Origin of the sequence: Neobacillus niacini (assembly GCF_046591715.1) — a bacterium.
Taxonomy (GTDB): domain Bacteria; phylum Bacillota; class Bacilli; order Bacillales; family Cytobacillaceae; genus Neobacillus; species Neobacillus niacini_L.
Map to the genome: position 1 here is coordinate 313,693 of NZ_JAWVNQ010000004.1, position 19,266 is coordinate 332,958.

The window sequence follows — 19,266 nt, forward strand, 5'->3', positions numbered from 1 at the left end:
GCATCCTCCAAATGTCTATTATTTTTTTAGAATATCTGCAAATGTATTAAGAGATTCCATGCTTTCTAGTGAAAAAACAGCTGATATTATTTCATCCTGTTGTGTTTGCTTTAGAATATTTTTTGTCAAATTTATGAATTTCCCCTTTACTTCTTCATCTGTTAGAGGATATTCAGGGTCTCCCTTGGAATTCATTATTACTTTTTCATAAGTGTTACTCGCTGTAATAATGATGAGTTTACAAGCATTTTGCTTAGGAAAAAGGTTTGTATAAGCTTCATCTTCGTAACCGCTTACTTTACTTGCTATATTCAAAACTTCTTGATCACCAATGGCGGTCTCTTCAAACATCTCTGGTGTGACCTTTTTATATTTTGCAATTAATCCTAAGCAATAAGGTATACTAAATTGAGCATCAACGGTGGTTGATGGATTATATTTTCTTTCGGCTGGTTTCATCGTTGCTTCAATAGCAGTTTTATGTGTAAATACCTTTATTTCCTCTATCTCGTCAAGTTCAAAATGGTGTTCATTGAGAATTTCTAAGAATGCATCTATAGGCGAATGGGTAAATCGACAGGAAGAATAAGGCTTGAAACTGATTCCTTCAATAGAAAATGGTTTGTTTTCAATACTCTTCAAGAAATCATTTGTAAACTCCTCACAAAAGGCTTGAGAAAAACCGTATCGACCTTCAAAGATATCATCAGGACCGATGAAACCAGCCTTGGCCAATTTCGCAGCTATGATACCCGTTTTTGCTGCCCATCCTGCATTCAGACGCTTTGTCCAAGCACCATTCGATTTATATGCCATTAATCCAAATGAGTTATTCCCAGCAATACCAAATGCCATTTGTATTTGCTTTTCTGATAACCCTAATAAATAGGAAGATGCTGCTGCAGCACCATATACTCCGCAAATAGATGTAGGATGGAAGCCGCGATTATATAGTGTTCCTTTTGCAGACATACCGACTATCGTCATAACCTCATAACCAATAAGGATACTTTTTAAAACTTCAATACCCGAAGCATTTATTTCCTGCCCAATTGCCAATGCTACAGGGATTACAACCACACCTGGATGTACGGACCCTTCTCGATAAAAATCATCCAGTTCAACAGAATGGGCAGCAGTTCCATTCCATAAAGCAGCATCCGAAGCTTCAAGATTCCCTAAACCAAAAGCATAACTATTTCCGTTACTATTGAGAATTTCCTTTAATGGCGGCATATTTGAATAGGTTGAACCTTTGCAAATAACCCCTAAAGTATCTAAAAGACACCTCTTTATAGCGTGGATTACAGATTGATTAAGTTCCTCGTGTTCGTTTTTTCTCCATTCAGAAACCCAATGTTGCATTATTATCACCCCATTCAAAAGTCAATCATTTTATACTTAGATGTTATGCAATTTTCATGCCACATTTAAACATTAGAAAAATAAGCGCTCAGCCATAGGTAGATTAGGATAATGTCCACTGAAGAATCATTAGGGTTACTTCTTGTGTTAATAATTTTAACACTTTTCTGAACATTATTAACAATCAGCATTTTAAAGTCAAAAACTAAAAAGAGAGTCTCCAAGACTCTCCTTTTTAACAACTATCGACTACCATAAAAAATCTAAGACATTGGATAAGATAAGGTTGGTATCAATGTTACAGGTTTCTCCATCAATTCCATATTGCCAAATCGAAACGGGTACATTTTCAGGTGCACCTGGCTGGTATTCCGGGGCATCGGCCTGTGGAGTTACTCCAGGGTCCGGGTTACTGCTCCAGATAATCGTTTGGGATGGAACATTCTGATTGGATGTAATAGCTGCTTGGTATGCGGCCGTAAGTGCACTATCATTGGTGAATACCCCGTAAATACCTGGCTTATATGGCGAGCCAACAAAGGTATCAACCCAGCCGCGGATAAACGCATCATCAACCGGGTAAGTCGGTTCGATATCTGCAAAGATCGCTTTTCCTTCTGGGATTCCTATCTGTTGTGCATATGCAATAGCCGCTTGTGCCTCTTCGGCTCCAGTTTCATAGGTTGTTGCGTTTGTAAAGTGGTTGTAAATGGGGATGATTTTAATTCCTTGTTGATGAAGAAGCTCTACTTCTTCAGGTGTCAATCCTGTGGACACTCCTTCTTTTGTTTCTAGATACCTTCCAAAGACAGCCGGCTTCCCGTAGTTATCCACAACACATTGTAAAAATGCTTGGTCCAGCGGACTAGCGGTATCAACTCCCCATAAAATTTGGGGCTGCTCCTGTTGTGGCTGCGATTCTGGTTCTGGTTTAGGCTCTGGCTCAGGTTGTTTTTCTGGCTCATCGCCTTCTATATTAGTCTCTGTTACAGTTTGTGGTTCTTTCACAGGTTCTGTTGTGGCTGGCTTGCTGTTATGGTGAAAAAATAAAATGAGTATTGAGAGAACGAGAAAAGCACTTAGCACTATTACCCAAAATATTTTACCTGTTTTCATTTTCTCCTCCATACTTCTGACTTCATAATCAATTTATTCTGGCAGTCGTATAGAGGCGTGAGGATTTGTACCCCCTCCTTTTGAATGAAAAAAACCTAATTTTGTTATTCCAACTCAATGGGAATAACAAATAAGCCAAAATAACAGCAAAAATGCCAGAACTAATGATTTCTGGCATTGAAAGAAGTTTACTAAGTTAACATAATATAATTATGATATAAACAAGACCTTATTTGTGTATTTAGTTATATAAGTGACAAGCCGTAAAATGTCCATTCTTAACTTCTTTCCAATTTGGAACCTGTTTCGTGCAGATATCCATCGCATGAATGCATCGTGTTCGAAATACACAGCCGCTTGGCGGATTTAGCGGACTTGGGACTTCTCCCTCTAATACAATTCGTTCCCTTTTTACCTCAGGGTCTGGTATTGGAACAGCTGACATTAGTGCTTGAGTATACGGATGTAATGGCTCTCTTGATAGGGTCTCACTGTCAGCGAGTTCCATCATGTTCCCTAAATACATAACAAGAATTCGGTCCGATATATATTTAACCATTGATAGATCATGGGCAATGAATAAATATGTAAGGCCTAGTTCCTGTTGCAGCTGCTTCAGTAAGTTGACAACTTGCGCTTGAATTGAGACATCTAAGGCAGAAATTGGTTCATCACATACGATGAATTTAGGATTTAGCGCTAAAGACCGGGCAATTCCAATCCGCTGGCGCTGGCCCCCGCTGAATTCATGCGGATATCGCTGTAAATGCTCCGGCTTCAGTCCGACTTGAAGAATCAATTCTTTAATTCGATCCTTTTTCGCCTTTCCGGTTACAATCTTATGAATAGAAAGCGGTTCACCAATTAGTTCTTCAACAGTCATTCTAGGGTTTAAAGATGCATAGGGGTCCTGAAAAATAATCTGCATCTCTTTCCGAAACTTCTTCATTGGTTTTTCTGGAAGACTTAGGATATTTTCCCCTTCAAATAAAACTTCGCCTGAGGTAGCACGATGCAGTCTTATGACTGTTTTTCCTAATGTAGATTTACCGCAGCCGCTTTCCCCAACCAAGCCCACCGTTTCCCCAGGTTGAATGGATAGACTGATATTATTAACAGCCTTCAGCTCCTGTCCACCTATTGTAAAGGACTTGCTTAGATTTTTTATTTCAATGAGAGGTGTTTTCGTTTTGACTTCTTTTTCTACTACGCTCATCAAAAACCCTCCTATGATGTCTTAACAGCTGATTTGGCTAATGGGTGGTAAAGCCAACAGGCTGCTTCTTGAGATTGTTCTAAATTTTCCGTTTCCGGTGAAAAGTCTTTACATATTTTCATTGCGTACTTACATCTTGGATAGAAGGCACACCCTTTTGGCGGATCTAATAGATCCGGAGGTGTCCCAACAATTGAATACAAATTTTCATCCCGATGCATATCTATTCTAGGAATTGATCTCATTAGGCCCATTGTATAAGGGTGCCGGGGATTTCGAAAAATTTCTGCTACAGTACCTGTTTCAACTACCTTCCCTGCATACATGACAATGACTTTATCACACAGCTCCGCTACCACTCCCAAATCATGAGTAATTAATACAATGGCTGTATTCAGTTCGTCTTTAAGTTGATTCAATAACTTAAGAATTTGTGCTTGGATGGTGACATCTAACGCAGTAGTTGGTTCATCGGCTATTAATAATTCAGGTTCGCAGGCAATGGCGATGGCGATCATCACTCTCTGCCTCATACCACCCGAAAATTCATGTGGATAATGATGAATACGCTCACCAGCATGTGGGATTCCAACCATCTCTAACAGTTTGATTCCGTAATTTACTGCCTCTTTTCTTGACATGTTTCGATGTTTCCTTAGGCCCTCTGCAATTTGGTCTGATATTTTACTAGTAGGATTAAGGGATGTCATCGGATCTTGAAAGATCATTCCAATTTCATTTCCTCTAATCCTCTTCATTTCTCGCTCATTGTTTTGAATAATATCTTGGCCCTTAAATAGTATGGAGCCTTTTTTATAGCTCGAATTTGAAGAAGGCAGCAGTTTCATAATGCTCTTTGCCGTTACACTTTTTCCACAGCCGGATTCCCCTACAATCGCCACAACTTCTCCTTGCTTAATCGTGAAATTCACTCCTCTAACGGCCTGAACCTCACCTGCGTGGGTGTAAAAGGAGACCTCTAAATTTTTTACTTCTAGCAAATTGTCCAAGTAATCACCTAATTTCCTTTATTTTCTTAATTTTGGATCTAGTGCATCCCTTAACCCATCTCCAAATACATTAAAGGCAAACATAGTGATAGAGATTAATAGGGCTGGAATAGCAAGCTGATAAAAGTTCCCTATTAAAATACTTCCAAGGGAATCACTGGCCATCGTTCCCCAGCTTGCTTCAGGAGCAGGAATTCCTAACCCAAGAAAACTTAAAGTTGCTTCAGCAAAAATTGCGGTTGGAACCGTGAGGGTTATATTGACTAAGATGGGACCCATCATGTTTGGAACCATATGTTTTGCCAATGTCCAAAAGATTCCCGCACCCATTGCATTTGCTGCCTGCACATACTCTAATTCCTTTAATTGAAGCACCTGTCCCCTGACCAATCTCGCCATTGGAATCCATCCAGTGATTGTCATCGCAACAATAATGGGCCAAATTCCCCTTTCCAAAATAATCATCATGAGGATCACCATCAAAAGATAAGGAATTGAAAATAGCACTTCTGCAATCCGCATCATGATATTATCTGTTCTTCCCCCTTTTATGGCAGAAATCCCTCCATAGATGATCCCAACCACAAAGTCAATAATCGCTGCCATCAACCCAATAAAGAGAGAGATTCTTGCTCCATACCACGCTCTAGTAAAGAGGTCACGCCCTGCAGTGTCTGTTCCAAACCAATGTTCAGAGTTGGGGAGTTGATTTTTTTTGCTAAAGTCTTGCTCAAAATAGGAGTATCCGTTGATATAAGGTCCGACAATTGCCATAAGAACCAATAAAAAAATGAGGAACAGTCCGAAGAGAGCTAATTTGTTTTCTTTTAGCCTTCTCCACGTTTCTCGCCAATACGATACACTCGGTGCACTAATCGTTTCGGCTTCTTTGAAATTATCTTCCGCAGGGACAAACATTTCCTTCGTAAAAACAATATTTCCTTTGGCCATTACTGTTCCTCCCCTGCCACTTTGATTCTTGGATCAATCCAGAAATATGCAATATCCACGATGAAAATTAGAAAAATAAGCACCATACTATAAAAGATAGTAGAGCCTAATATAACTGGATAATCACGGTTAAAAATTCCATCTACAAACAACTCACCCACTCCTGGGATACCAAAAATGCTCTCGACAACAAAACTTCCCGTGACCAGATTAGCAGCTAGTATCCCAAGTACCGAAACTACTGGCAGAATCGCATTTCTAACAGCATATTTTAAAATGATAAATCCCTTATTTAATCCCTTCGATTTAGCCGTCAGCATGAAATCCTGATTCAGTACCTCCAACATACTTGACCGCATCAGTCTAGCAATGTATGCCATAGGCAGCATCGCGAGTGAGATAGTCGGCAAAATCGTATGCGCCCACGAACTCCATGTTGCCGCTGGCAGGAGACCCCACTCTACAGCAAAGTAGTTAATTAAAAATGTCGCTAGGATAAAACTCGGTACCGAAATTCCAACAATCGCAAGGACCATTGACAGATAGTCAGGCCACTTATTTCGGTTGAGGGCCGCTATAATACCAAAAATAAGCCCGAGAACAACTGCAAGCAGTAATGCCTGAACCCCTAAGTGGAGCGAAACGGGAAAGCCTTTTTCAATATAGTCATTGACTGTAAGAGTAGAAGACTTTAATGAAGGTCCAAAGTCAAAAACGAGTAAGGATTTCATATACAGAAAATATTGGACATATAATGGTTCATCTAAATGATAGTGCTTCGTTAGATTTTCATAGACTGCAGGCGGCATTTTTCCTTCCCTGGCAAATGGATCACCTGGGATGGAATGCATAATGATAAAGGTGATGGTGATAATCGCCCATAATGTCACTAACGCCCAAAGTAATCGTTTTCCGGCAAATCTGAGCATCTTACTCCCCCTTATAGAAAACGGGGTATGCCTCACAGTGTTTAGCATACTCCGTTTTTTTACTATTCTCTTACTCGATATCTGCTAGTTCCATTTGAGGGTATCGATTAATTGGAGCATAGACACCAGTTACCGTTTCCCTTACCACATATGGTTTCGTATAGAAGTAAATAGGAATCACTGGGAATTCTTCAATGGCAATTTTTTCAGCTTCATGCATGGCTTTCATACGTGTTGCTGTATCCATTGTGGATTTTGCTTCTGTTATTAAACGGTCATATTCCTTATTACTCCACTGTGAATTATTTTCAGGACCATCTGTTATCCAAAGATCTAAGAATGTCATTGGATCTACATAATCACCTATCCATCCACCCCTTGAGACGGTAAAATCACCTGCTTTTTCACGGTCCAATTTCACTTGGAACTCAACATTTTCCAAGGTGATTTCAATGCCAAGATTTTTACGCCACATTTCTTGAACAGCTTCTGCGATCTTTTTATGAGCTTCCAAGGTATTATAGGTGTAAATAAAAGGAGGAAGTTTATCCAATCCTTCTTCTGCCAACCCTTCAGCCAGCAACTTTTTGGCATCTTCTACATCTTCTTTAAATAAATCCCCTGAGTTTTCCTGGAAATCACCGTTAGCATCTAGTATGCCAGGAGGGACAATTCCATAGGCAGGTTTCTGGCCGCCTTGTGCAACGTGTTCTACAATTGTTTGGCGATCAATCGCTAAGCTTAAGGCTTTACGGATTTTCACATTATTAAACGGTTTTTCTTTTGTATTGATATTTAGATAATAGAGTGAGAGATCTGGACCGTTATGGAAGATAGGGTCCTTATCAGCCATCAATTTACCTGTTACATCCTGCGGTAATGGATAGACAAGATCTAGTTCACCAGACTGATACATTTGCCATGCAGTATTCTCATCTTCTATAAGAGTGAAGAAGAGACCATCCAATTTAATTTCATCTTTAGCGAAGTAATTTTCATTTTTTGTTAGTTTAATATTTTCCTTATGGTTCCACTCTGTTAATTTAAACGGACCATTGGATACAAAGGTGGCAGCTTCTTTATACCAATCAGGATTTTCTCCCTGAACCTTTTGACTAATTGGATAATAAGTAAAGTGTGAGGTAACCTCTAAGAAATAAGGCGTTGGCTGCGCTAATTTTACTTCTAATGTCGTATCATTAATGGCTTTAACCCCTACCTTATCTTCAAGAGCTTTTAGATCTGCACCTTCTTTAGCAGAGTTATACTCCTGTCCGCCTTCTAGATAGTAGAGCTGATAAGCATAAACAGATGCCGTTTCTGGTTTTAAAACATGTTTCCAGGCATATTCAAAATCAGCAGCCGTTAATGGATCCCCATTCGACCATTTTAGGCCTTCTTTTAAATGGAAAGTCCACGTCAGTTCGTCATCACTTTGTTCCCATGTGTCAGCCATCCCCGGGACAATCTTTCCTTCTGCTGTTTTCTTTATTAAGCCTACAAAAGTATGGTCAAGTATCCATGAGTCATGTGAACCTTCTGCTTTTCCTGGATGCAGAGATCCAGGTTCAGAGCCACTGTTTGTTCTGATAATTTTCTCTGCTGCCTCGTTTTTTCCGCCAGGCTTATCCTTCGTCCCTGTGGGTTCACTGGTGCCAGAATTATTAAAACATCCTGATAATAATAACGAGACAACTACTAAAAACATGGCCATTAATTTGAACTTCCTCACAAAATTTCCCCCTTCATTCATAGAAAATCATAAAAAACTTTGTATTACCGTTTTCCCTCCTTTAAATGGTGAAAATTATATAAATACTTCAGTTGTGCAGAAGTATTTGTATATGTAGTTGAATGACCGGTTAGTTAGTAGAATATTTCAACTGTACGAGGAAACGTTTTCATTTAACTAGTTTATAATCTCTTCGTTTGATGGAGATTTAGACGGAATCATTTTTAAAAGGTTTCAGTGTTTCTAGAATTTTTTTGAAAGAATTTTTCACCAACTATAAAGCCCATAAAAAAATCCTCTCAGAAATTACTCCTGAGAGGATTCTTATTATATGGCACCGCTTTTTACAAAGAAGGAGAAATATATATGTATTATACAGAGGAGGAACTTTCGATTTTCTTTCCTTTTTGCAGCCTTAAATGCTCAGCAATTAAAGCAATGAATTCACCGTTAGTTGGCCTCCCTTTTAATGGGCTTACTGTGTTTCCAAACACAAAATCTAACTGCTCAATACTTCCTCGATTCCAGCCAACCTCAATTGCATGTCTTATGGCTCTTTCTACACGGCTTGGAGTGGTATGGTGTTTGGATGCGATAGTGGGATATATTACTTTTGAAAGACTACTTTCGTATCCCTTATTTATCATTTGAATAGCTTCTCTTAAAAAGAAATATCCTTTTAGATTAGCTGGAATACCTATAGAGCGTAAAATATCAGTTACTATTATTTCTAATTTCCCATCATCATTTGTGTTAGGTATTACCTTTTCAATCGTTTTTTTCATTGAAACACCTACTGAACAAATAGACATGATCTTTTTTTGTAAATGACTTAGTTCAATAGGTTTCATCAAAAAATAGGATGCTCCTAACTCCTTTGCCCGTGTTATGGTATCCTCTGTTCCTAAAGAGGTAAGTACGATCACCTTTGTGGTTATGTTTTCTTCATATATATTTTTCAACAAGGAGAGACCATCAGAAAATGGCATAATCACATCTAATAGAATTAAGTCTGGTTTCTGATTCTTTATTAACTCCAACCCCTTCATTCCATCATGGGCTACTCCAATCACCTCCAAGTCATTGAAACTTGAGAGAAAATCTATAAGTATTTCTGTGAATTCTACATTATCATCAATGATACCGATTTTTATCATATTCCTCATCCCCTTTTTTGTTATTTTGAATTGATACTGTTGTAATGATGGATTGCTTGTATTATGTATCCTTGAAGCTATTTTTTTCCGCAGCCCATTTCCCAGCTCCACATTCGGAAATAAAAAAAGCCAAAATAGAATACCCCTAAGCAGGGTATATCTATTTTGGCTTATGTTTGAGCTCAATAAAAAATATTGTCTTTATCATCTTCCAAATGGGAATATTTAATTATTATGTTTACTTTTACCAAGTTAAATATTACCTTAACGCTTCATAAAAATCAAGAGAAAGAGATATTTGCTGTTCAATCAAGAAAAAACTCACACTCACTGTAAGTGAACTACAAACAATCCTAACATCTTACATATTTACGCTTGAATCCAAGCTTCCCTCTATCTAATTCCTTTTGAATATTTTCGGAAGCTCGCAGGATGCTGGGTTTTTTCTTACCCCGGTTCATCTCAACTGGTCCTATCGCTTTTGCCGTTTCAATTGCCTTTTCATGGAGCGGCAGGTATGAAATAGCGACAGTATAAACAAAATTATTCATAGCAGATTTCGTTCGATCAGGAGAATTGTGTATCGTTTTTTCCACCTGGTCCAGCATACTGGCAAGCTTGCTTTCGCTAAATTCACGATCTGGTTGATTCCCCAATAGCCAGCAATAACAGCTCCATCCTGCTGACATTCTCAGTTCTTCACCGCTAGCGATCCATTTATCGGCAACAGCTTGTGCAATGTCAGCTTCAGCCAAAGTGACTGCTACTACATAATCTGACAGCATATAAAAATAAGCACCATCGATCCAACGATCATAATCAGCCTCCGTCATTGCTATTGGGTCCGCAATAACGCCGGCAAAATACATCGCATCGTAGTTCCCAGTGGCGTAAAGCTGTTCAGCTAATGGCTGATTTATTTTAATCTTTTTTGCAATCGGCTTCATTTTGCCTGTAGCAACACCAAAAAGCGGTTCCTTTGCACCATTGCCTATGTACATTTTTTTCAATCTTTCATTGCTCAGAGCTTCCAGTTCCTGCATTACCGTTTCAAAATCCATCGTGTTTGAGTCCCTCCTTTCATCTTTTTGATGATAATATTAAAAACATTAAGTTAACATAATATTATTATATACAGCAGATTTTCAAAAACAGCTTTTACGCTATAATTTTGCCTGAACAGATTGTAATTTCCGTTCCATTGTATTTTCTTTGTCGCGTCGATCATCAATCCGAACATTTGTACATACTCTTTGCAAGCCTTTTTGAAACGGTACTTCATGTAGTTCTTGAACAATCTCAAGCAATAGTTTTAAGTCACCTTCAATAAGCGTACTCATTGGTGTTAACTGATACTTCACCCGTCCTTCATATTGTCCAAGTACTTTTTGTATTTCAGCAACATACTCACTAACACTAGGTGTTCCGGTTCCAACCGGAATTACGGTAATATCCACAATCGCCATGCTTCTACCTCCAGCTTTATTTCTTTCTATATAGAATATCATGAAAAAAATGATTACAAAAACAAAAAAGAACTATCTCTGCCTCTTTGGGTGTAAGCTACAGGGATAGTTCTTTTTTTACAAATGATTCCTGGTATTTATTAAATACCTCACACCATAGAAACTCTACTTTTTAGGAATTTCACAGCCATCCTCATCACAATTAAGACCGTCTTGGCTGTTTAAAATAGTTATTTCATCCTCTGCAATCACTTTTTTCAGAGCCTGCACAAATGTTGCAGCAGGCTGGGCACCTGTTAGGGCATATTTTTTATTAATTAGGAAGAATGGGACCCCTGATACCCCGTATTGTTTAGCGGTTTGCTCGTCGGCACGAACAACATCCGCCATTTCATCACCCGCAAGCATTTTTGCCACATCTTCCCGGTTCAGCCCTACTTCAACTGCCAGCTCCGTTAAGGTTACATGGTCTCCAATATGTTTCGATTCGGTAAAATATGCACGTAGTATTCGCTCAGTCATCTCTTTCATGAATCCCTGTGTTTTCGCAAACATGGTTAATCGATGCGCATCAAAGGTATTCGTAAGGATTAAGGTGTCCATTTGATAATCCAATCCCACTTCCTTGGCCATTTGAACCATGCGTTGCGTATTTGCCTTTGCTTGAGCGATACTCATTCCATATTTCTTGGCTAATCTTTCATAAATGTTTTCTTTAATATCGCGTCCCATTGTCGGATCCAATTCAAAACATCGATATGTCACCTCAACAGGATGGTCAATCTGTTTAAGGGCGTCTTCCAGACGCCTTTTGCCAATATAGCAAAATGGTCATGCAAAGTCCGTCCACATTTCTATATGCATACTTGTCCCTCCAATACGTTATTCTTGTATAGTATAAGAAAGAAGATTGTATTTTACACGCAAATTGCTTCGGGGTGGCTATTCCTACAAATATCTCTAGGAATAGAAAAGGCTGCCCAAATGGCAGCTTTTTCTAAAAATTCCCTGCATTATTAATAACTTGCTTTTCGCTCATGTTCCTTATTTTCCTAATATCAAGACGAATAAGGAGTGAAACCGTTAAAGCAACAATAAAGATTCCCGAAAAAATAACCAATGTCCCCTGATAGCTTCCCGTTGTTTCCCTGACCCAGGATACAAAGATCGGTCCCGCTAGACCAGCCGCTGCCCACGCAGTTAAAATATATCCATGAATCGCCCCGAGCTGTTTGGTTCCAAATAAATCGCCGATATAGGCAGGTATTGAGGAAAAACCTCCTCCGTAACAGGTCATGATGATATAAACCAAAATTGAAAATAGAATTCCGACTGTTATATTTGGAAGCATAAAGAAGGCAACAATTTGGAAAGCAAAGAATAGTGTGTAGACATTGGGTCTTCCAATGTAATCAGAGATGGCCGCCCATACAATTCTGCCCCCTCCGTTAAATAAGCCCATGATTCCAACCATTGCTGCAGCCCCAGTTGCAGTCATTCCTACTAGCTCTTGAGCCATTGGCGATGCAACAGATAGAATTGCAATTCCGCAGGTAACATTAATAAATAACATTAACCACAAAGCCCAAAATTGTCTTGTTCTGACTGCCTCATTGGCGGTCAGCTGACGCAGGTCCTCTTTTATTTTCATAGAATCAGATTTTTGTCCGGCTGCTTGAATCCCCTTTGGCACCCAGCCCTCTTTCGGAGGAGCTAGGTATTGAGCAGAACAAAAGATGACAATAAAGTAGGCTGCGCCTAGTAAATAGAAGGTATTAGATATTCCATATTGCAGTATTAAGTGATTCATAATCGGACTGCTGATTAAAGCAGCAAAACCAAATCCCATAATGGCTAGGCCAGTTGCAAGACCTCTTCTATCAGGGAACCACTTGACAAGCGTCGAAACCGGTGTGATATACCCGACACCCAATCCAATTCCAGCGATCATTCCATAAAACAAATAGAGTAATAGCAATGATTCTACTTGAATGGCAAAACCTGCCCCAGCAACTCCAGTTCCAAAAAACACAGCACTTAGTGTTCCTGCCGCTCTCGGGCCAAACCTTTCTACAAAATGACCTAAAAAGGCAGCAGATAATCCTAAAAAAAGGATGGCTAAGCTAAATGTAAAAGATATTTGCTTTAATCCCCAGCCCAGTTCTTGCTGAAGTGGTTTTGTGAAAACACTCCAAGCATAAACAGAACCAATCGAAATATGTATTCCTACCGCCGATAGTGCGATTAACCAACGATTTTTTGTTTGCATTCTCCCATCCCTCTTTCCATATTGTATGGTCTTGTTGATTCCAAGAAGTTAATTTTTATAGGTTATCATTAATTTAGAAGCAGCTAACTGTGCACGTTCTCTAGCTTCATTTACAGATTCCCCATTGCTTAACACTACTGCCATGCGTCGTCCTAGTTTTGTTTCTGGCTTCCCAAATACTCTAACCTGTGTAAGTGGGACTGAAAAGCTTTCAGCAATCCCGGATAGTTGGTATGACTTACTTTCTTTTGTGGCCTTAATCGTATGACTTGCACCTGGTTTTAATAGCTGTACGGTGGGAATTGGATATCCTAAAATGGCCCTTACATGTAAGGCAAATTCAGACAAATCTTGGGTAACCATGGTAACCATCCCCGTATCATGCGGCCGTGGTGACACCTCACTAAAATAAACTCCATTTGAAGTAAGGAATAATTCCACCCCATAAACTCCGTAACCGCCGAGTGCGTCAGTAATTTTTTTTGCAATTTCCTGCGCCTCAAAAATTTGTTCCTCCGGCATTTCATGCGGCTGCCAAGATTCAATGTAGTCACCATCTTTTTGTACATGCCCAATAGGAGCACAAAAAGTTGTTCCGGAGGCAGAGCGGACGGTTAACAGCGTGATTTCAGAATCAAATTGAATAAATTCCTCCACGATCATTCGAGATTTTTTTCCTCTGCCACCTGCCATCGCCTCATTCCATGAACTTTCTATATCCTCAATCGAGCGGCAAACCGTCTGTCCTTTTCCAGAAGAACTCATGATGGGCTTTATCACACAGGGAGTTCCAATTTTCATAACAGCATTCCTGAGTTCATAAAGTGTGTCCGCAAACTCGTACTTCGCTGTTGGCAGTCCTAGTTCTTCGCTTGCCAATCGACGGATTCCTTCCCTATCCATGGTCAGGTTCACAGCCTTAGCCGTAGGTACGATTTGGAAACCTTCATTTTCCAGTTCCACTAGAGTTTCTGTCGCAATTGCCTCAATTTCCGGAACCACCAAATCTGGTTTCTCTTTTTCTATTACTTTACGAAGTGCTTCTCCATCAAGCATGTCCACAACATAAGAACGATGAGCAACCTGCATAGCAGGCGCGTGTTCATAACGGTCAACCGCAACGGTCTCAAGCCCAAGCCGCTGAGCCTCTATAATCGTCTCTTTTCCAAGTTCACCTGATCCAAGTAACATTACCTTTTTTGTCTGGGCACCAAACACCTAATACAACTCCTATCGTTTGTCTTTTGATTATAATATCTCATATTTTTAACGATTACAAGCAAATATTTCTATTAAAAAACGAACATTTAAAATATATTTTAATATATTGTTCGTATTTAGAATGTAAGCGATATCGTGATCATATTTATTGATCGATTCGTAGTTAGTAAAATTCCCTCCAATAAGCATAAAAGGTGACAGGCACCATGCATTGTTATGGATGGTGCCTGTCACCTTAATTTAAGATTCATTTATTCGTATTATAATAACTTTTTTTAAAACTGTATTCAATAAGGAGCTGCATTCTTTCGCAGCTCCTGCAGTCAATTACAGAATTGTATCTTTCATTCTGGCGTACATCGACTTTACTGACTCATCAATTTCATCTCGTGACATCCTCATTGCTTTTTCAGCTCGGGCGTAACCAATTTCGGTTTCTCCTGCTTCAAGGCCTTTAAAGATCGCATCAGCAAACTCATCTACAGGGGTGCCAAAAGTATGCAGGCCAGCTCCCCCTAAATCAGTATTAACCGCCGGCGGTGCAACTTCAATCACCTCAATGGCAGTATCTTCAAGCTGATGGCGTAAGCTCATTGTAAAAGAATGGACCGCCGCTTTCGCAGCTGAATAAATCGGTGCAACCGCCATGGGAGTATAAGCTAATCCTGATGATATATTAATGATCGCACCATAGTCTTTCTTGGAAAAGTACGGCGCAAATAGCATGGCAAAATGAAAGGGCGCCTCAATGTTAGAGGCTATTTCTTGATTGTAATAGCTCCAATTTTCCTTCGCGTTCGTTTTTAGAACATGGTAGCGCTGTTGAATGCCTGCGTTGTTTACAAGCACATTCACTTCGGGGTGCTCGCTCGTTATCCAGTCAAACAAAGCAATCCGGTCAGATTCTTTGGTAACATCACACATGTGTGTAATCAGTTCAGGATATTTCCTTTTTGCTTCCTGGAGCTTTGCTTCCCGTCTGCCACACACAATGACTTTATTACCTGCTTCCATAAATCTCTCGGCAAACGCAAACCCAATACCTGCTGCTCCGCCTGTAATCAGTATAGTATTCCCAGAAAGTTTCATTAAATCCCTCTTTCTCCTAAACATTATGTAAGCCTCAAAATTATTCTAACCACTTTAATCATATTCACTACTATTAACCAACCTTCTTCTTCCCAAATTTTACAATTGAATAATATGTATAATAGTATATAATGTACTGTAATTGTATATAAAATGTTTTCTAGGGTTCCGCAACTATCTGTTGGACTGGACCGAGAGAAGACTCACAGCATTGCTGTGTCACGGAGGGATAAAAGCCTGGGAGATACTGTTTAAACAGTGATCTCTCAGGCTTTTTTGTTTTAAGAAAATGATAAATGGAGGGAATAGGAATGAATGCGAATTGGATTAAGGTGTTTACCGGAGCATTTTTTGAAGTATTTTGGGTGATAGGCCTTAAACATGCGAATGGCTTTTGGACTTGGACAGGAACAGTAATCTCCATCATGGTTAGTTTCTATTTAATCATAATAGCTGGCCGAAACCTTCCAGTTGGTACGGTATATGCCGTTTTTGTCGGCTTAGGAACAGCCGGAACCGTAGTTTCTGAAATCATATTTTTCGGAGAACCGTTCCAGATAAAGAAAATGATGTTGATTTTACTTTTACTAGTTGGTGTTCTTGGATTGAAGTTATTAACAAAAGATGATTCTGAAGAAGGAGTGGGGTCCTGATGGCATGGGTATCATTAATTTTAGCCGGTTTTTGTGAAGCATTTGGTGTTGTTACGATAAATAAATTGAATAACAATCCCAATTGGCAATCCTTATTACTATTAATTTTTGGATTTGGCGCTAGTTTTCTATTTCTTGCATACGCCATGGAAACTCTTCCTATGGGGACTGCTTATGCCATTTGGACCGGAATTGGCACAGCTGGTGGAGCACTATTAGGAATCATCATTTACGGAGAATCCAAAGATTGGAAAAGAATCGCTTGTATTGCATTAATTTTAAGTGCCGCCATCGGACTTAAACTTATTGGGTAAATGTTGGGTCGAGATAATTATCGCCACACAGCTTACAATAGCTGTGTGGCTTGTTAGCTCAACATCTACCAAAACTAGTTCAATCCAGTTCTTTAGTTCCCAGCCTGCCATTGCCCTCAATTAAATACTCCAGTACTTCTTCTATCGCTAAGCGTTGAACTTGCTTAACACTAATTTGTTCTTTTTCCAATATTTGTTCGACTTTTCCCAGATTATCCGTCACAATTTGTAACGGAATGGTATCGTAAATAATCACGTTTGGATGCTGTTTGATTGGATTGGTGATGGAGGAGACCCAAACTCTAGCCCATTGATCATAAATCTCATCTTTATTGTACCTATGGATGACACGTCCGTCATCTAACACGATAATCTCATCGCAAAGCTGATTGATTTCATCGACCGTATGAGTCGCAATCACAATGCTTTTTTCACCGTCCTCCATGAATCGAATCATATCCTCTTTCATTTTCCGCTGCGAAACAAGATCCACTCCGCCTGTCGGTTCGTCTAAAAGAAGCAGCTTAGGGTGATGGCAAAGCGCAAAAATAAACTCGACTTTTTTCTTCGTACCTTTTGAGCATTTACTGTATTTCTGAGTTATATCTATCTTATAGCGTTTAACCAGATTTAGAAACAATTCCTCATCCCAAGCCTGATACCAACGAGAAATCAGCTTTTTCATTTTGATAATATTTAAAAAATCATAGGCATCTAACATTTCCCCAGCATAACCAATTTTTTGCTTCCAGTCGTTTTCAGTACTATTCTGTCCAAACATCAAAATGCGACCGTCATCAACTTTCAATAAATTCATTATCAGCCGAAACAGCGTACTTTTTCCCGACCCGTTAGCACCCACCAATCCGATAACGATGCCTTTTTCTACATTGAAATGGAGCGGACCCAGGGTAAATTTTTTATATTTTTTCGTTAAACCTTCTGCCTCAATAAACAAGGATTGCATCTTCATCCCCCGTTCTTTAAATGTTTCTTCATTGTTTTCTGAAAAATTTCTCCTAGCTCCTCTTCGGTACAACCAAGCCGAATTCCTTGCTCTACTGCCTTTTCAAAAGCCTCTTGGACTACCTTTTGTCTCGTTTCTTCTCTTCGCGTACTTTCAATTTCACGAACAAACGTCCCTTTTCCCTGTACAGTTTTAATAAATCCTGTATTTTCTAAATTTTGGTATACTCTTCTCGTTGTTATAACACTGCAGCCAACATCACCAGCCAAAGCTCGTATGGATGGGAGCGGTGTACCAGGCGGAAGCTGCCCGCTGGCAATTAATGTTTTGATCTGTGTTTCAACCTGGTGATAAATGGGTTCTCTGCTTTCCTCAGATACATGGATTGGAAATTTCATGCGAAATCCCGCTCCCTTCTATAGATAATCTCGATTTTCTAGACGATTTTTAAGCAGCTGATTCCAGCCATAGCAGCCAATCACTCCAACTGCAAGAGAAATCAAGGCAGAGGTCCAGCCAATTGATTTTACAATATCCAAACTCGTTTCTACGATTCCGACTCCGTTTACCATTAAAATGACTTCAACCACCACAAAAACTCCCATATAGAGATAAGGTAAAATATGCAGCATCGTCCCTTTCATTCCGTACTCGATATACGGACTAATACCGCCTGCAATCATCGCAAATCCAAACCAAAAGAATCCAAAGATTAAAAATTCACTAACAGTCAGGAAGTCAAAAGAACTTCTCATGATTCCAAACAAAACCATCCCCATCATTCCGTAAAAAGCAAGCGACATAATTACCAAAGTGCTAAGCATGAGGATGATTCGGCTTAAGGATAATACCGATACTGGAACCGGCAAAGAACGGAGAACTGCCATTCGCTTCCCATATGGATTTTGTTTGGCATTTTGGAAGCTTAAATAAGGCTTTGCCATAAAAAAGGTCGCAAAAGACGGTGCCACTCCTACAAAAAACAAATCTACTATATAACGGTGAATGAAGACGGAAAATTCCTGAATTCCACTCCCATCAGATCCTAACAGTAGAAAACCTGTAGAGGTCCCAATAAAAAGACAGGCTATAAAAGTGGCAATGAACGCTCGCCATTGGTATTGGTATTCCTTTTTAGCAAGCCAAACAGCATCTTTCAACATAGAATCATACCTCCCTAATTATTACTTTGGAAAAAGTTAAGTATCCCGCGGTTTTCCAAACCTAAAAAATCGATTCCAAAATAGAGCAAAACTGTAAAGACGATACTCCAAATGATAATACTCACCGAAATCCATAGGAACGTACTCTTTTTCGCTCCACCAAATGACATGCTTGCTAATGCTGTTAAATGACTGCCAACCAGTAATGGTCCAAACATCGCCAACCCTGGCAAACCATACTTTTTCCATAAATGAAAAGCTCTCTTTGTCCGTTTTGTTTCTTTATGTTCGTCCGTGTTTTTACGTTTTCTTCGCCAATTTTGAAACTGTTCGACAAACTTTATTAATAGAAATACCGTTAAAATGTTACCGCCTATTCCAATCAGGAAAACAGGCACAACCTGCAAACCTGCAATCGTGGCAAGCGGAATCACTGCATACCCTTCAAAAAATGGCAATGCCGCCAAAACAAATACTAAAACATATCCCCCTATAACCTTCAAGCCATATCTCCCCTTTTACACGTGTGTTATGTGTGTATGTGTGTATGTGTGTATATCTATATACACAGTATAACACTAAAAATAAAACACACAACCTTTTTGTTTTTTGGTGAAAGTTTTATTTCAGTCGAATAAAAAAAGCCCC

The 19,266-nt window shown here is 39.3% G+C and carries 20 protein-coding genes and 1 riboswitch; of the genes, 2 read left to right on the forward strand and 18 right to left on the reverse strand.

The window, feature by feature from the left end; translation table 11 throughout:
* Window positions 1-18 precede the first annotated feature (18 nt).
* The 14 genes from SFC47_RS13750 to SFC47_RS13815 all read right to left on the reverse strand — a co-directional run bounded on the left by SFC47_RS13750 (window position 19) and on the right by SFC47_RS13815 (window position 15,521).
* A complete protein-coding gene (locus tag SFC47_RS13750) occupies window positions 19-1,365 on the reverse strand; it encodes an MmgE/PrpD family protein (RefSeq protein WP_411254856.1) in 1,347 nt (448 codons plus the stop codon).
* 249 nt (window positions 1,366-1,614) lie between these two features.
* Entirely contained in the window at window positions 1,615-2,481 is an 867-nt protein-coding gene (locus SFC47_RS13755) for a glycoside hydrolase domain-containing protein (RefSeq protein WP_411254857.1), read from the reverse strand.
* Window positions 2,482-2,722: 241 nt separating this feature from the next.
* Window positions 2,723-3,697: an ABC transporter ATP-binding protein gene (locus SFC47_RS13760; protein WP_411254858.1), complete on the reverse strand. Its 975-nt coding sequence runs from the start codon at window positions 3,695-3,697 to the stop codon at window positions 2,723-2,725.
* A gap of 11 nt (window positions 3,698-3,708) precedes the next feature.
* The gene (locus tag SFC47_RS13765; RefSeq protein ID WP_411254859.1) at window positions 3,709-4,707 is read right to left on the reverse strand and encodes an ABC transporter ATP-binding protein; all 999 of its coding nucleotides are present in this window, start codon (window positions 4,705-4,707) and stop codon (window positions 3,709-3,711) included.
* 18 nt (window positions 4,708-4,725) lie between these two features.
* Entirely contained in the window at window positions 4,726-5,658 is a 933-nt protein-coding gene (locus SFC47_RS13770) for an ABC transporter permease (RefSeq protein ID WP_411254860.1), read from the reverse strand.
* On the reverse strand, window positions 5,658-6,587 hold the full coding sequence (locus tag SFC47_RS13775) for an ABC transporter permease (RefSeq protein ID WP_411254861.1): 930 nt from the start codon (window positions 6,585-6,587) through the stop codon (window positions 5,658-5,660). The genes SFC47_RS13770 and SFC47_RS13775 overlap by 1 nt, the downstream gene beginning before the upstream one ends.
* A 70-nt stretch (window positions 6,588-6,657) precedes the next feature.
* Window positions 6,658-8,319 (reverse strand): peptide ABC transporter substrate-binding protein, encoded by a 1,662-nt coding sequence (locus SFC47_RS13780; protein WP_411254862.1) that lies wholly within the window; start codon window positions 8,317-8,319, stop codon window positions 6,658-6,660.
* Window positions 8,320-8,690: 371 nt separating this feature from the next.
* Window positions 8,691-9,476 carry a sporulation transcription factor Spo0A gene (gene spo0A, locus SFC47_RS13785; protein WP_411254863.1) on the reverse strand — a complete coding sequence of 262 codons (786 nt, stop codon included), beginning with the start codon at window positions 9,474-9,476 and terminating at the stop codon, window positions 8,691-8,693.
* A 353-nt stretch (window positions 9,477-9,829) separates the two neighbouring features.
* A complete protein-coding gene (locus tag SFC47_RS13790; protein ID WP_411254864.1) occupies window positions 9,830-10,537 on the reverse strand; it encodes a DNA alkylation repair protein in 708 nt (235 codons plus the stop codon).
* A 102-nt stretch (window positions 10,538-10,639) separates the two neighbouring features.
* On the reverse strand, window positions 10,640-10,942 hold the full coding sequence (locus SFC47_RS13795; RefSeq protein WP_411254865.1) for an MTH1187 family thiamine-binding protein: 303 nt from the start codon (window positions 10,940-10,942) through the stop codon (window positions 10,640-10,642).
* Window positions 10,943-11,107: 165 nt separating this feature from the next.
* Window positions 11,108-11,761 carry a DsbA family oxidoreductase gene (locus SFC47_RS13800; RefSeq protein ID WP_411254987.1) on the reverse strand — a complete coding sequence of 218 codons (654 nt, stop codon included), beginning with the start codon at window positions 11,759-11,761 and terminating at the stop codon, window positions 11,108-11,110.
* 178 nt (window positions 11,762-11,939) lie between these two features.
* Window positions 11,940-13,211 carry an L-lactate MFS transporter gene (locus SFC47_RS13805; RefSeq protein WP_411254866.1) on the reverse strand — a complete coding sequence of 424 codons (1,272 nt, stop codon included), beginning with the start codon at window positions 13,209-13,211 and terminating at the stop codon, window positions 11,940-11,942.
* A gap of 48 nt (window positions 13,212-13,259) precedes the next feature.
* Window positions 13,260-14,429 carry a formate-dependent phosphoribosylglycinamide formyltransferase gene (purT, locus tag SFC47_RS13810; protein ID WP_411254867.1) on the reverse strand — a complete coding sequence of 390 codons (1,170 nt, stop codon included), beginning with the start codon at window positions 14,427-14,429 and terminating at the stop codon, window positions 13,260-13,262.
* Between the two features lie 330 nt (window positions 14,430-14,759).
* Window positions 14,760-15,521 carry an SDR family oxidoreductase gene (locus tag SFC47_RS13815; protein ID WP_411254868.1) on the reverse strand — a complete coding sequence of 254 codons (762 nt, stop codon included), beginning with the start codon at window positions 15,519-15,521 and terminating at the stop codon, window positions 14,760-14,762.
* A gap of 149 nt (window positions 15,522-15,670) precedes the next feature.
* Window positions 15,671-15,767, forward strand: a riboswitch (guanidine-I (ykkC/yxkD leader).
* Between the two features lie 65 nt (window positions 15,768-15,832).
* Between SFC47_RS13815 and SFC47_RS13820 the strand changes: the two genes are divergently transcribed.
* Together SFC47_RS13820 and SFC47_RS13825 are read left to right on the forward strand one after the other, a co-directional pair.
* Complete coding sequence (locus SFC47_RS13820; protein ID WP_411254869.1) at window positions 15,833-16,174, forward strand: DMT family transporter; 342 nt, start codon at window positions 15,833-15,835, stop codon at window positions 16,172-16,174.
* Window positions 16,174-16,488 (forward strand): DMT family transporter, encoded by a 315-nt coding sequence (locus tag SFC47_RS13825; protein ID WP_411254870.1) that lies wholly within the window; start codon window positions 16,174-16,176, stop codon window positions 16,486-16,488. The genes SFC47_RS13820 and SFC47_RS13825 overlap by 1 nt, the downstream gene beginning before the upstream one ends.
* Before the next feature lie 79 nt (window positions 16,489-16,567).
* Here SFC47_RS13825 and SFC47_RS13830 read toward each other — a convergent pair whose 3' ends face one another.
* From SFC47_RS13830 to SFC47_RS13845, 4 genes are read right to left on the reverse strand one after another with little or no spacing between them, the layout of a single operon-like run.
* Entirely contained in the window at window positions 16,568-17,455 is an 888-nt protein-coding gene (locus SFC47_RS13830) for an ABC transporter ATP-binding protein (protein ID WP_411254871.1), read from the reverse strand.
* Window positions 17,456-17,457: 2 nt separating this feature from the next.
* On the reverse strand, window positions 17,458-17,853 hold the full coding sequence (locus SFC47_RS13835; RefSeq protein ID WP_411254872.1) for a GntR family transcriptional regulator: 396 nt from the start codon (window positions 17,851-17,853) through the stop codon (window positions 17,458-17,460).
* Between the two features lie 18 nt (window positions 17,854-17,871).
* The gene (locus SFC47_RS13840) at window positions 17,872-18,618 is read right to left on the reverse strand and encodes a hypothetical protein (protein ID WP_411254873.1); all 747 of its coding nucleotides are present in this window, start codon (window positions 18,616-18,618) and stop codon (window positions 17,872-17,874) included.
* Window positions 18,619-18,632: 14 nt separating this feature from the next.
* Window positions 18,633-19,121, reverse strand: a complete 489-nt coding sequence (locus SFC47_RS13845; protein WP_411254874.1) for a small multi-drug export protein — start codon at window positions 19,119-19,121, stop codon at window positions 18,633-18,635.
* Between the last annotated feature and the right edge of the window lie 145 nt (window positions 19,122-19,266).

Excerpts from the sequence above, each read along its gene's own strand:
- SFC47_RS13750 (WP_411254856.1), bottom strand. The coding sequence starts at position 1,365 with ATGCAACATTGGGTTTCTGAATGGAGAAAAAACGAACACGAGGAACTT.
- SFC47_RS13755 (WP_411254857.1), bottom strand. The coding sequence starts at position 2,481 with ATGAAAACAGGTAAAATATTTTGGGTAATAGTGCTAAGTGCTTTTCTC.
- SFC47_RS13760 (WP_411254858.1), bottom strand. The coding sequence starts at position 3,697 with ATGAGCGTAGTAGAAAAAGAAGTCAAAACGAAAACACCTCTCATTGAA.
- SFC47_RS13770 (WP_411254860.1), bottom strand. The coding sequence starts at position 5,658 with ATGGCCAAAGGAAATATTGTTTTTACGAAGGAAATGTTTGTCCCTGCG.
- SFC47_RS13775 (WP_411254861.1), bottom strand. The coding sequence starts at position 6,587 with ATGCTCAGATTTGCCGGAAAACGATTACTTTGGGCGTTAGTGACATTA.
- spo0A (WP_411254863.1), bottom strand. The coding sequence starts at position 9,476 with ATGATAAAAATCGGTATCATTGATGATAATGTAGAATTCACAGAAATA.
- SFC47_RS13790 (WP_411254864.1), bottom strand. The coding sequence starts at position 10,537 with ATGGATTTTGAAACGGTAATGCAGGAACTGGAAGCTCTGAGCAATGAA.
- SFC47_RS13795 (WP_411254865.1), bottom strand. The coding sequence starts at position 10,942 with ATGGCGATTGTGGATATTACCGTAATTCCGGTTGGAACCGGAACACCT.
- SFC47_RS13805 (WP_411254866.1), bottom strand. The coding sequence starts at position 13,211 with ATGCAAACAAAAAATCGTTGGTTAATCGCACTATCGGCGGTAGGAATA.
- SFC47_RS13815 (WP_411254868.1), bottom strand. The coding sequence starts at position 15,521 with ATGAAACTTTCTGGGAATACTATACTGATTACAGGCGGAGCAGCAGGT.
- SFC47_RS13820 (WP_411254869.1), top strand. The coding sequence starts at position 15,833 with ATGAATGCGAATTGGATTAAGGTGTTTACCGGAGCATTTTTTGAAGTA.
- SFC47_RS13825 (WP_411254870.1), top strand. The coding sequence starts at position 16,174 with ATGGCATGGGTATCATTAATTTTAGCCGGTTTTTGTGAAGCATTTGGT.
- SFC47_RS13830 (WP_411254871.1), bottom strand. The coding sequence starts at position 17,455 with ATGCAATCCTTGTTTATTGAGGCAGAAGGTTTAACGAAAAAATATAAA.
- SFC47_RS13835 (WP_411254872.1), bottom strand. The coding sequence starts at position 17,853 with ATGAAATTTCCAATCCATGTATCTGAGGAAAGCAGAGAACCCATTTAT.
- SFC47_RS13840 (WP_411254873.1), bottom strand. The coding sequence starts at position 18,618 with ATGTTGAAAGATGCTGTTTGGCTTGCTAAAAAGGAATACCAATACCAA.